General features: G+C 71.6%; 13 protein-coding genes. 4 read left to right on the forward strand and 9 right to left on the reverse strand.

Annotation, left to right across the window (positions count from 1 at the left end; all coding sequences use genetic code 11):
* Both ACWGE1_RS09960 and ureA read right to left on the reverse strand, forming a co-directional pair.
* Positions 1 to 1,019 (reverse strand): urease subunit alpha (locus tag ACWGE1_RS09960; RefSeq protein ID WP_453420032.1); only part of this gene is annotated, 1,019 nt, incomplete at its 3' end.
* Complete coding sequence (ureA, locus tag ACWGE1_RS09965; RefSeq protein ID WP_453420033.1) at positions 1,016 to 1,729, reverse strand: urease subunit gamma; 714 nt, start codon at positions 1,727 to 1,729, stop codon at positions 1,016 to 1,018. The genes ureA and ACWGE1_RS09960, both read right to left, overlap by 4 nt.
* A gap of 156 nt (positions 1,730 to 1,885) precedes the next feature.
* Between ureA and ACWGE1_RS09970 the strand changes: the two genes are divergently transcribed.
* Positions 1,886 to 3,310 (forward strand): cytosine permease, encoded by a 1,425-nt coding sequence (locus ACWGE1_RS09970; protein ID WP_453420034.1) that lies wholly within the window; start codon positions 1,886 to 1,888, stop codon positions 3,308 to 3,310.
* Positions 3,311 to 3,387: 77 nt separating this feature from the next.
* Here ACWGE1_RS09970 and ACWGE1_RS09975 read toward each other — a convergent pair whose 3' ends face one another.
* The 4 genes from ACWGE1_RS09975 to ACWGE1_RS09990 all read right to left on the reverse strand — a co-directional run bounded on the left by ACWGE1_RS09975 (position 3,388) and on the right by ACWGE1_RS09990 (position 7,090).
* Positions 3,388 to 4,473 (reverse strand): branched-chain amino acid aminotransferase, encoded by a 1,086-nt coding sequence (locus ACWGE1_RS09975; protein ID WP_453420035.1) that lies wholly within the window; start codon positions 4,471 to 4,473, stop codon positions 3,388 to 3,390.
* Between the two features lie 225 nt (positions 4,474 to 4,698).
* Entirely contained in the window at positions 4,699 to 5,739 is a 1,041-nt protein-coding gene (locus ACWGE1_RS09980; protein WP_453420036.1) for a 3-isopropylmalate dehydrogenase, read from the reverse strand.
* An 80-nt stretch (positions 5,740 to 5,819) separates the two neighbouring features.
* On the reverse strand, positions 5,820 to 5,948 hold the full coding sequence (locus ACWGE1_RS09985; RefSeq protein WP_266379422.1) for a hypothetical protein: 129 nt from the start codon (positions 5,946 to 5,948) through the stop codon (positions 5,820 to 5,822).
* A 260-nt stretch (positions 5,949 to 6,208) separates the two neighbouring features.
* Positions 6,209 to 7,090 (reverse strand): LysR family transcriptional regulator, encoded by an 882-nt coding sequence (locus ACWGE1_RS09990; RefSeq protein WP_453420037.1) that lies wholly within the window; start codon positions 7,088 to 7,090, stop codon positions 6,209 to 6,211.
* A 101-nt stretch (positions 7,091 to 7,191) separates the two neighbouring features.
* Here ACWGE1_RS09990 and ACWGE1_RS09995 point away from each other — a divergent pair, with 101 nt between their 5' ends.
* Both ACWGE1_RS09995 and ACWGE1_RS10000 read left to right on the forward strand, forming a co-directional pair.
* Complete coding sequence (locus ACWGE1_RS09995; protein WP_453420038.1) at positions 7,192 to 8,205, forward strand: NADP-dependent oxidoreductase; 1,014 nt, start codon at positions 7,192 to 7,194, stop codon at positions 8,203 to 8,205.
* A 119-nt stretch (positions 8,206 to 8,324) separates the two neighbouring features.
* On the forward strand, positions 8,325 to 10,355 hold the full coding sequence (locus tag ACWGE1_RS10000) for a phosphocholine-specific phospholipase C (protein WP_453420039.1): 2,031 nt from the start codon (positions 8,325 to 8,327) through the stop codon (positions 10,353 to 10,355).
* Here ACWGE1_RS10000 and ACWGE1_RS10005 read toward each other — a convergent pair whose 3' ends face one another.
* Positions 10,356 to 10,892: a GNAT family N-acetyltransferase gene (locus ACWGE1_RS10005; RefSeq protein ID WP_453420040.1), complete on the reverse strand. Its 537-nt coding sequence runs from the start codon at positions 10,890 to 10,892 to the stop codon at positions 10,356 to 10,358.
* 184 nt (positions 10,893 to 11,076) lie between these two features.
* Between ACWGE1_RS10005 and ACWGE1_RS10010 the strand changes: the two genes are divergently transcribed.
* The gene (locus ACWGE1_RS10010) at positions 11,077 to 11,778 is read left to right on the forward strand and encodes a nitroreductase family protein (RefSeq protein WP_453420041.1); all 702 of its coding nucleotides are present in this window, start codon (positions 11,077 to 11,079) and stop codon (positions 11,776 to 11,778) included.
* On the opposite strand, the gene ACWGE1_RS10015 is transcribed toward ACWGE1_RS10010, so the two are convergent.
* Together ACWGE1_RS10015 and ACWGE1_RS10020 are read right to left on the reverse strand one after the other, a co-directional pair.
* A complete protein-coding gene (locus ACWGE1_RS10015) occupies positions 11,762 to 11,977 on the reverse strand; it encodes a hypothetical protein (protein WP_453420042.1) in 216 nt (71 codons plus the stop codon). The two genes, ACWGE1_RS10010 and ACWGE1_RS10015, sit on opposite strands and share 17 nt — an antisense overlap.
* Positions 11,977 to 12,879 (reverse strand): hypothetical protein, encoded by a 903-nt coding sequence (locus tag ACWGE1_RS10020; RefSeq protein WP_453420043.1) that lies wholly within the window; start codon positions 12,877 to 12,879, stop codon positions 11,977 to 11,979. The genes ACWGE1_RS10015 and ACWGE1_RS10020 overlap by 1 nt, the downstream gene beginning before the upstream one ends.
* Between the last annotated feature and the right edge of the window lie 229 nt (positions 12,880 to 13,108).

Here is a 13,108-nt window from a genome sequence, read left to right on the forward strand (position 1 = left end):
TCGGGCTTGAGGTCATGGACGGAGACGATCATGCCGTAGTGCTCGGCGACCGCGTCCCGGCCGAAGGGCAGCGTGGGATTGGTGGAGGACCCGATGACATTCGGGACACCGGCCATCTTCAGCACGTTCGGGACGTGCCCGCCACCGCAGCCCTCGATGTGGAAGGCATGGATGGTCCGCCCCTCCAGCACCCGCAGGGTGTCCTCCACCGAGAGACACTCGTTCAGACCGTCACTGTGCAGAGCGACCTGCACATCGAACTCCTCCGCCACCCGCAGCGCCGTGTCCAGCGCCCGGGTGTGCGCGCCCATGTCCTCGTGCACCTTGAACCCGGACGCACCGCCCTCGGCGAGGGCCTCGACCAGGGGAGCATCGTTCGAGGAGGAACCGCGGGCCAGGAACCCGATGTTCACGGGCCAGGCGTCGAAGGCGTTGAAGGCGTGCTTCAGCGCCCACGGGGAGTTGACGCCGACACCCCATACGGGGCCGAACTCCTGGCCGATGACCGTGGTGACGCCCGCGGCGAGCGAGGCTTCCATGATGCGTGGGGAGAGCAGGTGGACGTGGGTGTCGACGGCGCCGGCGGTGGCGATCAGCCCCTCGCCCGACACGATCGAGGTGCCGGTGCCGACGACCACGTCGACGCCGTCGAGCGTGTCCGGATTACCGGCCCGGCCGATCGCATGGATCCGGCCCTCACGGATACCGATCGACACCTTCCGGATGCCCAGCACGGCATCGATGACCAGCACATTGCTGATCACGACGTCGCACGTCCCGCGGACCGCGGCCGCCTTCAGGTGCAGACCGTCACGCGCCGTCTTCCCGAAACCGGCCAGGAACTCGTCCCCCGGCCTCTGGGCGTCCGACTCCACCCGGACGGTCAGCCCCGAATCCCCGAGCCGCACCCGGTCCCCCGCCCGCGGACCGAACACGGCCGCGTACTCGTGCGGATCGATGTGCCGGCCGCCCGGCGCACAGTGCGCGCTGTGATCGGTGTGCGGTGTCTGCCTGCTCATGCCGTCGTCCCTTCCGGGCTGTTCTCGTCGGGGGCGCCCAGGTAGCCGCAGGCCGCGGCGCGCCGAAGGGCTTCTTCCTTGGCCCCTGGCGCGTCGAGGGGCCCGTCGACCAGCCCGGCGAAACCGATCGCGATGCGGTCGCCGCCGATGGGGACCAGGCCCACTTCGCCCTCGCCGTGGGGGTCGAACCGTACGGACGAGCCCGCCGGAACGCACAGCCGCATCCCGTAGGCCGCGGCCCGGTCGAAGTCGAGCCGCGGGTTCGCCTCGAAGAAGTGGAAGTGCGAGGTCACGCTCACCGGCACGGCGGCGGTGTTGCGCACGTGCAGGTGCAGGGCCGGCTCCGGCTGGGGGGCGCCCGGGCCGGGGACGATCGCGCCCGGGGCGTCGTCGCCGAGCGGGACCGCGCCCTGGATGGGGGACGAGACCACCGCGAGACGGGATCCGTCGTCGAAGACGGCCTCCACGTGCACCTCGGTGACCACGTCGGCGACGCCCGGCAGGACATCGCCGGGACCCAGCACGCTGCGGGCCTCCTCGATGGCCTCGGCCAGCCGCTTGCCGTCGCGCGCGGCCTCGCAGACCGTGTCCGCGATCAGCGCGGTGGCCTCCGGGACATTGAGTTTCAGGCCACGGGCCCGCCGGGCCCTGGCCAGTTCCGCAGCGCTGCGGAGCAGCAGCCGGTCGCGCTCCGTAGGGGTCAGCCGCACGCCGATCCACCACCTCTTGAGTCGATGGGTTAGAGCATCACTCTAACTCTTCATTTCCTTGCAGGGAATCATTGACCTGGGAGCAGGCCTTGAGTCACATTGAGTGTCGCTCAAACACAAGCGCAACCACCCCCCGCCCTGCCAAGGGAGTCCCCCATGCCCATCGAACAGCGCGGAGTCGACACCATCCCCGAGGACGAGCGGACGAGTGGTCCCCGTGACCTGATCTCGATCCTGCTCGGCTCCAACCTGTGCCTCGGTGTGATCGTCTTCGGCTGGCTGCCCCCGTCCTTCGGACTGGGGCTGTGGCCCTCGGTCACCGCCATCGTGACCGGCACGCTCGTCGGTATCGCCTTCACCGCGCCGCTGGCGCTCGTCTCCCTGCGCACCGCGACCAACCTCTCGACCTCCAGCGGCGCACAGTTCGGCGTCCGCGGCCGGCTCGTGGGCTCGGTGGTGGGCCTGCTGCTCTCCCTCGGCTACACCGCACTCACCCTGTGGATCGGCGGCGATGTGATGGTGGGCGTCCTCGCCCGGCTCACCGGGCTGCCGGACACCGGCGCCTCGCGGGGCGTGATGTACGGCGTACTGGCCGTGTGCACCGTCGTCGCGGCCGTCTTCGGCTACCGGCTGCTGCTGCGCATGAGCAAGATCCTGGCCATCGGCATGGTGGTACTGCTCGCCGTGGGCGTCTTCGCGTACTCCGGGAACTTCACCACCGCCGCCCCGCCGGAGACCCCGTACCTGCTCGGCTCCTTCTGGCCGACCTGGATCCTCGCGGCCGTGGCCGCCGGGCTCAGCGGGCCCGTCGCCTTCATCACCCTGCTCGGCGACTACACCCGCTACATCTCCCCGCGCCGGCACAGCTCCCGCAAGGTGCTCCGGGCCACCGGTCTCGGCCTGCTCTTCGGCCTGCTGGTCCCGCAGCTGTTCGGCACCTACACGGCTCTCGCCGCCCGGGCCGGGGCCGAGTACGCCGGTCCGCTGGTCGGGGCCGCGCCCTTCTGGTACCTGGTGCCGCTGCTCGCCGCCGCCGCGGGCGGTTCGGTCGGCAACGCCGGGCTGATGCTCTACTCGATGGGCCTCGACCTCGACGCGATCGTCCCCCGGGCCACCCGGACCACGGCCACCCTGGTCGCCGCGGCCGTCGCCACCGCCTTCGTGTTCATCGGCTCCTTCGAGTGGGACGTGCAGTCCGCGATGACCTCGTTCGTACTGGTGCTGACCGCGATCGGCACCCCGTGGGCCGTGATCACCCTGATCGGGTACGTGCGCTGCCGCGGGCGCTACGACGCCGACGCGCTCCAGGTCTTCAACCGCCGCTCGGTGGGCGGGATCTACTGGTACCGCTCCGGCTGGAACCTCGCGGCGACCGCCTCCTGGGCGATCGGTGCGGGAATCGGCCTGCTCGCGGTGACCACCCCCTTCTACGAGGGCCCGCTGCTCGCCCTCACCGGCGGCGTGGACTGCTCCTTCGTCCTCTCCGGCCTGACGGGCGGGCTCGTGTACGCCGCGCTCACCGCCCGCCGTGCCTCCGCTGCGGCCCCGGCGGCGGCCGCCGAGGAGCCGGCGAACGCCTGAGGTCCCCCGTACGCGCGCAGGCCCGCGCCCCGGAGCATCCGGGGTGCGGGCCTGCGTACGTGGGTGGCGCCGTGGGGCTAGCCCAGCGGGTGCATCCAGCCGTGGGTGTCGGCGCTGTGGCCGGTCTGGAGTTCCAGCAGCGCCTTGCGCAGGCGCATGGTGACCTGGCCCGGCTGCCCGTCGCCCTGGGTCCAGTCGGCGCCCTCGGACTTGACCGAGCCGACCGGGGTGATCACGGCGGCGGTGCCGCAGGCGAAGACCTCGGTGAGGGTGCCCTCGGCGTTGTCGCGCTGCCAGTCCTCGGTGGTCAGGCGGCCCTCCTCGGCGGTGTAGCCGAGGTCGCGGGCGATGGTGAGGAGCGAGTCGCGGGTGATGCCGGGAAGGAGCGAGCCGGTGAGCTCCGGGGTGACGATGCGGTCGCCGTACACGAAGTACAGGTTCATCCCGCCCATCTCCTCGATCCAGCGGTGCTCGACGGCGTCGAGCCAGACCACCTGGTCGCAGCCGTGCGAGGCGGCCTGGGCCTGCGCGACGAGCGAGGCCGCGTAGTTGCCGCCGGTCTTGGCCGCGCCGGTGCCGCCCTTGACCGCGCGGACGTAGTCCTCGGAGAGCCAGACGGAGACGGGCTTGACGCCGCCGGGGAAGTAGGCGCCGGCGGGCGAGGCGATGACGATGAAGAGGAACTCGTTGGCCGGGCGGACGCCGAGGCCGACCTCGGAGGCGAACATGAACGGCCGCAGGTAGAGGGATGCCTCACCGGAGTCCGGCACCCAGGCGCGGTCCTGCTTGATCAGCGCGTCGCAGGCCTCGATGAAGAGCTCGGTCGGCAGCTCCGGCATGGCCATGCGGCGGGCGGAGGACTGGAAGCGCGCCGCGTTGGCCTCGGGGCGGAAGGTGGCCACGGTGCCGTCGGGCTGGCGGTAGGCCTTGAGGCCCTCGAAGATCGTCTGCGCGTAGTGCAGCGTCATGTTCGCCGGGTCGATCGCGAGCGGCGCGTACGGGACCAGCTCGGCATCGTGCCAGCCGCGGCCCTCGGTCCACTTGATCGTCACCATGTGGTCGGTGAAGTGGCGGCCGAAGCCGGGGCTGGCCAGGATCGCCTCGCGCTCCGCATCGGACAGCGGGTTCGAGGAGGGCTTGAGCTCGATCGTGGGCGTCGTCATGAGTGCTTGTCCTTCACCGGTTGTGTATGGCGGACCGCGCTCACGGCGTACTAGGACGTCCGAGCTTCCCCGCATTCCGCGGCCTCGCGTTCGATTATCGCGCGCGGGCAGGCTTCGGAGAAGCGGGGACAGCGGCCCAGGGGAGATGGTGGCACCCGGGGCCGCGCAGGAAAAGCCGCCGGGTCCCTTTGTGACCCGGCGGCTTCCTGAGGTGGAGCTGCCGGGTCAGCCGGCTACTCGAGCGGCGAGGGCGTCGCCGATCGCGTCGGTGGAGCGGAAGGTTCCGTCGCGCTCCGCCAGGTCGGCGGTGACCGCGTCCTCGATGCGGACGGCCTCGGCCTCGTGGCCCAGGTGGCGCAGCAGCAGGGCGACGGAGAGGATCGTCGCGGTCGGGTCGGCCTTGCCGGTGCCGGCGATGTCCGGGGCCGAGCCGTGGACGGGCTCGAACATGGACGGGAAGGCGCCGGTCGGGTTGATGTTCCCGGAGGCGGCGAGGCCGATTCCGCCGGTGACGGCGGCGGCCAGGTCGGTGAGGATGTCACCGAAGAGGTTGTCCGTGACGATGACGTCGAAGCGCTCGGGCTGCGTGACGAAGAAGATCGTCGCGGCGTCGACGTGCAGGTAGTCGGTGGTGACCTCGGGGTACTCCTGGCCGACCTTGTCGAAGATGTTCTTCCACATGTGGCCCGCGTACACGAGGACGTTGTTCTTGTGGACGAGCGTCAGCTTCTTGCGGGGGCGGGCGTTGGCCCGCTCGTACGCGTCACGGACGACGCGCTCGACGCCGTACGCGGTGTTGATGCTGACCTCGGTGGCCACCTCGGCGGGGGTGCCGGTGCGCAGGCTGCCGCCGTTGCCGGTGTACGGGCCCTCGGTGCCCTCGCGGACCACGACGAAGTCGATGTCCGGACGGCCGGCGAGCGGAGTGGCCGTGTTCGGGAACAGCTTGGACGGGCGCAGGTTGATGAAGTGGTCGAAGGCGAAGCGGAGCTTCAGCAGCAGGCCGCGCTCCAGCACGCCGGACGGGACCGAGGGGTCGCCGATGGCGCCGAGCAGGATCGCGTCGTGGTGCTTGAGGGCTTCGAGTTCCGCGTCCGGGAGGGTCTCACCGGTGCGGTGCCAGCGCTGGGCGCCGAGATCGTATTGCCTGGTCTCCAGCTTCACATCCTGGGGCAGGACCGCGGTAAGGACCTTGAGTCCCTGAGCCACGACTTCCTGGCCGATGCCATCACCGGGGATCACTGCGAGATTGATGCTGGTCGACATGACGGAACCGTACTCCGTGTCCCAGCCCTCAGACATTCCGCGTCCACCATCTGGACGCAGAATGTCCCGGGCGGCGCTGGTCAGTGGCCGGTCGAGCCGCCGTTGTCACGGCGGTCGAGGGCCCGCTGGAGAGCGGCGGCGGCGTTCTTGCGGTCGTCGGCCGAGGCGGAGGTGTGGCGGACGCGGCGGGTGGCGGTGGAAGCGGTCATGGTGATCGACTCCTTGAGATCACGGCGTGGCGGGGCCACGGATAAGGGGTTCCTTCAAGGCGCCGGAAGAGGCGGGGAGCAGTGCGCCGCAGGGGTTGCCTGCCAGGGGCGCGCGCTCTCGACCGCCATTCGCCTGATCGGCGAGACGTTCGGCTTCTACAAAGCTAGGGCAGGTCCCGTTGTATGTCTCGGCAATTACTCGGGCTTCCTACTATCTGAGACGCCAACCCCTTCGGAAGGCCCCCTCCCAGCGGTCCGTTTCAGCCCTTGCTGGATCGAAGTTCCCTGATCAGAGCACGTACGGCGAGAGATGAGGCCAATTCCGCCGTAGTGACGTATCCCACCTGCCTCACCGGCCCCCCGGGGCCCAGACCGGTGATGCCGACCGCCTCGGTCGCCTCCCTCAGGGACAGCTCGGGCATGATCGCCATGCCGAGCCCGCGGCCGACCATGGTCAGCACCATCGCGTCGTCCTCCGCCGTGACCGTCGCCCGCGGGATCCAGTCCTGGGCCCGCCACCAGGAGCGTGTGTAGGAGCCGCAGTTCTCGTCCCAGTCCATCAGCGGCAGAGCCTTCGGGTCCGGATGCCCGGCCGGGTGGACCAGGTGGTACGCCTCCTGCGCGAGCACCCCGGTCAGCAGGCCGGGCGGCACCTCCTGCGACCCGCCCAGCGTGGCGATGCCCAGGTCGGCGCGGCCCGCCGCCACCTCCCCGGCCGTGCCGGCGCCGATCTCGCGCACCACGCGGACCTCGGGGCGGATGCCCGGGTGCCGGGCCGTGAGCCGCTCCAGGGCGGGCGGCAGCAGGTGCAGGGCCGCGCTGCGGAACGCCGCGATCCGCAGTACGCCCTCCACCGCGCCCCGGCCCGCGCTGCGGACCTCCGCGCCGAGGACCTCGTACATCCGCAGGATCCGGCGGGCGAGGGCGACGGCCCGCTCCCCCGCCGGGGTGGGCGCCGCGCCGGCGCGGCCGCGCTCGAAGAGCACCGCGCCGACCTTGGCCTCGCTGCCGCGCACGGAGTGGGAGACGGCCGACTGGGTGAGGCCGAGCGCGGCTCCGGCGGCGGAGAAGCCGCCGCTCTCGGCGACGGCGACCAGGATCCGCAGTTCCTGGGGCAGCAGGTCGGCAGTGCTTCCCGCCATGGGCGCTTCCACCTCGTTCTATGAGCGGCGTTCATGGATGTGCAGCTTCCATGAACGCAACCCTCTGCCCGGGCCGCTGATTCCTCCCTAGCGTCGGGCCCATGACCACGAACACCGCTCATGCCGTCCACCAGATCGCCCGCCCGACCGGCTTCCCCACCGCCCGGGACTTCACCCTCGCCGCCTTTCCGGTCCCGGATCCGGGGCCGGGCACCGCGCTCGTGGAGAACCTCCTGCTCTCGGTGGACCCGTACCACCGCGGCCTGATGGACGGCGGCGAGGGCGGCTTCGAGCTGAACACCCCGCTGGAGGGCCGCTCGGTGGGCCGGGTGATCGCCTCACGCGACCCGGGGCTGGCCGAGGGCGACCTGGTCTTCCACCGGGCGGGCTGGCGGACCCACGCCCTGGTCACCCTCGGGGTGGACGGGACGCGCAGGCTGCGCGTCCATGACGGCGTCCCGCTGGAGGCGTACCTCTCGATCCTCGGCGGCACCGGCCTGACCGCGTACGCCGCCCTCACCCGTACCGCCGCCCTGCGGGCCGGCGAGGACCTCTTCGTCTCCGCCGCCGCGGGCGGGGTCGGCACGGCCACAGGTCACATCGCCCGGCTGCTGGGCGCCCGGCGGATCATCGGCAGCGCCGGATCGGCGGCCAAGGTCCGCCACCTCACCGGCGTGCTCGGCTTCGACGCGGCCTTCGACCACCACGACGGCCCGGTCGGCGAGCAGCTCGCGCAGGCCGCCCCGGACGGCATCGACGTCTACGTGGACAACGTCGGCGGGGACCACCTGGAGGGCGCGATCGACGCGCTGCGCGAGTACGGGCGGATCGCCTGGGTCGGCGCGATCTCGACGTACAACGGGGACCGTTCGCTGGCCGCGCCCCGCAACCTCTTCGAGGTCGTACACAAGTCGCTTCGACTGGAAGGGGTATTGGTTCGCAATCACACCAATCTGCAGGAGGAGCTGGAGGAGTTCCTCGTGCCGCATCTGCGCAGCGGCCGGATCAGCACCGACACCACCGTTGTCCAGGGCTTCGACCGCACGGTGGAGGCATTTCTGGGCATGCTCCGCGGTGACAATCTGGGCAAGATGCTGGTCCGGACCGACGGCTGATTCCAGCCACCCCTATGTTCACCGAACTCTTACCGCACGGATGTAGACCTTTGACCCCGGCGCCGCCACTCTTGCCGTCGATGTGCCAGCGGGGCACTTGAGTTGGAGGCGAGAGGCCAGTGACACCGATCAGCCGCAGAGGTTTCGTGGGAATCGGCGCCGGGCTCGTGGCGGGCGCCAGCCTGCCCGCGATCACGCCGACGACGGCGGCCGCGGCCGCCGCGACCGGCACCATCACCGATGTGAAGCACGTGGTGATCCTGATGCAGGAGAACCGCAGCTTCGACCACTACTTCGGCAGGCTGAAGGGCGTCCGGGGGTTCGGTGACCGCGCCGCCGGCAACATCCCGGGCGGCTGGGGCATGTTCAACCAGCCCAACTGGGGCGGCCGTCAGTACCCCTGGAAGCTGTCCGCCACCCCGCCGGCGGGCGGGGTGGACGGCGAGACCCTGGCCCAGTGCAACGGCGACCTCCCGCACAGCTGGACCTCGCAGCACGCCGCCTGGAACAAGGGCCGGATGGACAACTGGGTCCTCGGCGTCGGCAACACCCGTACCCTCGGCCACCTGGACCGGGGGGACATCCCCTACCACTACGGCCTCGCCGACAACTACACGATCTGCGACGCGTACTTCTGCTCCACCCTCAGCGCGACCGGACCGAACCGCACCTTCCTGTGGAGCGGCAGGATCGACGCCTCCAGCAAGGACGGCGGCGACGAGTCCGGGCTGACCTGGGAGACCTACGCGGAGGCCCTCCAGCGGGCCGGCATGACCTGGAAGGTCTACCAGAACGCCCAGGACAACTACGGGGACAACGGGCTCGCCTACTTCAAGAAGTTCACGGACGCGGCCCCCGGCAATCCGCTGTGGGACCGGGGCATGGGCTCGGTCCCCCGGGTCACCGGCTCCACCCCGGACGACATCGCCGCCGCCATACGCGCCGACGTCGTCGCGGGCACCCTCCCCCAGGTCTCCTGGGTCGTGGCCAGCGAGGCCTTCTCGGAACACCCGTACGCCCCGCCCGGCGACGGCGCGCACTTCGTGGACCTGGTCCACCGCGCGCTCGCGGCGAACCCCGAGGTCTTCGACTCCACCGTCCTCTTCCTCAACTACGACGAGAACGACGGCTTCTTCGACCACGTCCCGCCGCCGGTCGCCCCGCCCGGCACCCCCGGCGAGTACATCGACGGCACCCCGATCGGGCTCGGCTTCCGCGTCCCGATGATCGTGATGTCCCCGTGGACCCGCGGCGGCTGGGTGAGCTCGGAGGTCTTCGACCACACCTCGGTGCTGCGGTTCATGGAGAAGTGGACGGCCGCCCTCGGCACCCCCGCCACCTGTCCGAACATCAGCGCCTGGCGCCGCAAGGTGGTCGGTGACCTGACCGGCGTCTTCGACTTCGCGCACCCGGTCTACGGGGTCCCCGCGGGCCTCCCGTCCACCGCCAAGGTGATCGGCCAGTCGACCTGCGCCCCGCTCCCCAACCCGGTGCCGCAGGACAACGCCCTCCCGGCGCAGGAGCCCGGCACCCGCCCCGCGCGGGCCCTGCCGTACCAGGTGAACGGCAACCTGGACCGCTTCGAGTTCGGGGCGGCCGGCAAGATCCTGGCCTGGTTCTCGATGAGCAACCAGGGGGCCGAGGCGAAGCAGGCCGCGCACTTCTCGATCCACCCGCACCAGCACCGGGACACGGCGGCCTGGCAGTACACCGTCGATGCGGGCGCCACCGGCAGCGACTACTTCAACATCGGGCTCGGCCACGGCTCCGGCAAGTACAACATCTCGATGCACGGGCCGAACCGCTTCCTGCGCCGCTTCATCGGCGACGCGTCGAAGCCCGGCAAGGACATCGAGGTCGCGGCCCGCTTCGCGATCGAGCCGGGCACCGGGAAGACGGCGGTCTACTTCAGGATGAAGAACGCCTCCGGCTCCCCCGTCACCTTCACGATCCGCTCGAACGCCTACCGCACGGACGGCCCGTGGACCTACGCGGTCCCGGCGAATTCCTCGCGCGAGGACTACTTCAACGCCGTGGCCCACAGCAACGGCTGGTACGACTTCACGATCCTGGCCGATTCGGACGGCACCTGGTCGCGCCGCTACACGGGCCACATCGAATCGGGCGGGCCCAGCATCTCGGGGTCGTGACTACAGGACGTCCCCGTCCCGCCAGTCGAAGTCGAGCCGCCCGGCGGGGTCCAGCCGGATCCCGCCGGGCGGCGCCCACACGTAGGTGGAGCCCTCCTCGTCGGGCAGGCGCACCGGCCCGTCGGGCGCGAGCACGCCGATCCGCCCGCCCCACACCTGCCAGCCGCGGCCCAGGTACAGCGCGGCCCCCTCCTCGGAGGCCGACAGCGCGCCCAGTACGTAGGCCCCCGCGACGATCCGTTCGAGCTCGGCCATGACCTGCCCGCCGAGGCCGCGGCGCCGCAGCCCGGCGCGTACGGCCACGGCCTCGACGTACCCGGTCCGCAGGGCGCGCCCCCGGTGCAGGACCCGCCGCTGCACGACGCTGCCGTGCGCGGCGAGCCGGCCGTCCATGCCGATCAGGACGTGCATGCCGCCGAGCGCGTGCTCGAAGTCCTCGTCGGCGAAGTCCCCTTCGAAGGCGTCATCGAGCAGCGACCGGATCGTGCGGAGCTCGTCGCCGGTCAGCTCGGCGGTGTGGGCGACGCGCAGGTCCATCACTTCTCCAGTCGGTCGGTGCGCCGGGTGCGGAAATCAGGGCGCCCGGGCGGCCTCCGCGTCCCGGTCGCCCGTCCCGCGACCGTACCAAGGACCGCATTGCGGACGCCGGACGCCGTTCACCGGCCGGAATCGGCCGACACGGCTCTGGCGGTCTGGACCAATGGCTCGGCACACTCGCCCCATGTCGCCTCAGACCCAGCAGTGGAACCCCACCCACGGCCAGCCGTACCGCCCCGCCCCCTACCGGCCCGAGCGGATGCCGCAGCACGAATCCCTGGCGCGCGCCGCCGAGTTGCGCACCCGGATGGACGAGCGGCGGACCGTACGCCACTTCTCCCCCGACCCGGTGCCCGGCCAGGCGGTCCGGGACGCGATCGCCTGCGCGGCGACCGCACCGTCCGGGGCGCACCAGCAGCCGTGGACCTTCGTCCTGGTCAAGGACCCGGCCGTGCGCCGGCAGATCCGCGCGGCCGCCGAGCAGGAGGAGCAGCTGTCCTACGACGGCCGCCTCGGCGACGAATGGCTCGCCGCCCTGCGCCCCATCGGCACGGACGCCGTGAAGACGCACCTGACGGACGCCCCGGCGCTGATCGTGGTCTTCCAGCAGCGCTACTGGCTCGGCCCGGACGGCACCAAGCGCAAGCACTACTACGTGGACGAGTCGGTCGGCATCGCGGTCGGCATGCTCCTGTCCGCCCTCCACCTGTCGGGTCTGGCGGCGCTGATCCACACCCCCAGCCCGATGCGCTTCCTCAGCCACGTCCTGGACCGCCCGAAGAACGAGAAGGCCTTCGCGGTCATCCCGGTCGGCTACCCGGCGGACGACTGCGAGGTCCCGGACCTCGTCCGCAAGTCCCTGGACCAGGTCATCGTGGAGGTGTGACCCCCTCCCCGGCGGGCGGCTCCGGGGGCGGCCCGGACTGCCCGCCGCCGAGCGCTTCCGCGAGCCGCATCCCGATCCGCACCCGGTCCTGTGACGTGCCCGCCTCCATGGCCGCCCGCACCTGCCGCAGGATCAGCCAGTCACGCACCACCTTGCTGACCCCGAGCACGGCCGCCGTCACGATCGCAGCGAGCAGCATCAGCGCACCCCCGCTTCCGGGGTGGCGGTGGCGGCACAGCAGGGCCCGCGCCGCAGGGTGACGAACCCGCCGCCCATCACGATCTCGCCGGGGAACCACGGTCGGTCCCGCTCCCGTTCCCGTGCCGGGCCGCCGTCGAGCCGTTCCGCGAGGCCGCTGCGCCGCAGCCGGTGCTCCAGGTCGGACCGTTCCACGGAGCAGCACCACTCGACGACGACGTCCCCTCCCCCGTGGGTGTAAACGTTCGCCGAACCGTGTGCGGCCCCGGCGGCGCCCAGCAGCAGGGGGCGCCTGAGCAGCCTGCTGTTCAGGCAGTTCTGCGCCGGGACGCCGTCGTGGTCGTGCCCCGCCCCGGACCGCTGCTCCCAGTCGGCCGCCTCGGCGGGGTGCATGCGGTGACGGTGGCGCCGCCACAGCTGCGTGAGTCCGTCGCCGTGCTCCGGCAGGGCGGGCCGCCAGCCGGCGTCCGGATGGACCAGATGGATCGCGGCACGGCCCTGGACCCGGGTCAGTACCCATGTCCCGCCCATCGGAACGAGCCGCAGCCCCGGCACACCGCGCAGACCGCCGTGGTGCTCGTCGAGCCGGGGCAGCAGCGTGGCGAGGACCCGGTCGGCCATCGCCGGGTGCAACGACAGCGTCAGGCAGGCCGGCTCGGGACGGGCCCGGGTGAAGCCGAGGAGGGCTCCGTCGCGTCGTTCCTGTTCGCGGAGCCCGTCGGCGAGCTCCGCCAGCACCAGGGCCTCGAAGGTCCGCTGCTGCTCGTCGGCGGCATCGGGTACCGGCCGACGGCGGGTGATCAGCCCGTCGGCGGCCCACTGCATGCAGGTGTGGTGTGCGAGCCCGGTGGCCTCACGGCAGATCGTCGCCACGCGGTGGCGGTTGTCGGTGCGCCTGGACATACGTCTCCCCGGGCGTCGTCCCGGCACGGACGCGTAGAGGTCTCGTATCTCCTGGCAAACATCCCACCCCGTACGGGAACTCGTCAGAGCCCTCGGCTCCCTCGGGTAACCGGGCCCGAGTACTGGAGCGTGTCGCCGTACACGACAACTGCCGCCAGGCTAACAGGTGTTGCCGGTCGGCGGAATGGAACCGCCCCCGCTCCGGACTTGGGGGTACCGGAACGGGGGC

This window comes from Streptomyces sp. NPDC054932 (genome assembly GCF_053610205.1).

What these genes read in the sequence shown, in the direction of transcription:
- ACWGE1_RS10005 (WP_453420040.1), bottom strand. Translation starts at nt 10,892, where the DNA reads ATGGACCTGCGCGTCGCCCACACCGCCGAGCTGACCGGCGACGAGCTC.
- ACWGE1_RS09970 (WP_453420034.1), top strand. Translation starts at nt 1,886, where the DNA reads ATGCCCATCGAACAGCGCGGAGTCGACACCATCCCCGAGGACGAGCGG.
- ACWGE1_RS09985 (WP_266379422.1), bottom strand. Translation starts at nt 5,948, where the DNA reads ATGACCGCTTCCACCGCCACCCGCCGCGTCCGCCACACCTCCGCCTCG.
- ACWGE1_RS09995 (WP_453420038.1), top strand. Translation starts at nt 7,192, where the DNA reads ATGACCACGAACACCGCTCATGCCGTCCACCAGATCGCCCGCCCGACC.
- ACWGE1_RS10015 (WP_453420042.1), bottom strand. Translation starts at nt 11,977, where the DNA reads ATGCTGCTCGCTGCGATCGTGACGGCGGCCGTGCTCGGGGTCAGCAAG.
- ACWGE1_RS10010 (WP_453420041.1), top strand. Translation starts at nt 11,077, where the DNA reads ATGTCGCCTCAGACCCAGCAGTGGAACCCCACCCACGGCCAGCCGTAC.
- ACWGE1_RS10020 (WP_453420043.1), bottom strand. Translation starts at nt 12,879, where the DNA reads ATGTCCAGGCGCACCGACAACCGCCACCGCGTGGCGACGATCTGCCGT.
- ACWGE1_RS09990 (WP_453420037.1), bottom strand. Translation starts at nt 7,090, where the DNA reads ATGGCGGGAAGCACTGCCGACCTGCTGCCCCAGGAACTGCGGATCCTG.
- ACWGE1_RS09980 (WP_453420036.1), bottom strand. Translation starts at nt 5,739, where the DNA reads ATGTCGACCAGCATCAATCTCGCAGTGATCCCCGGTGATGGCATCGGC.
- ACWGE1_RS09975 (WP_453420035.1), bottom strand. Translation starts at nt 4,473, where the DNA reads ATGACGACGCCCACGATCGAGCTCAAGCCCTCCTCGAACCCGCTGTCC.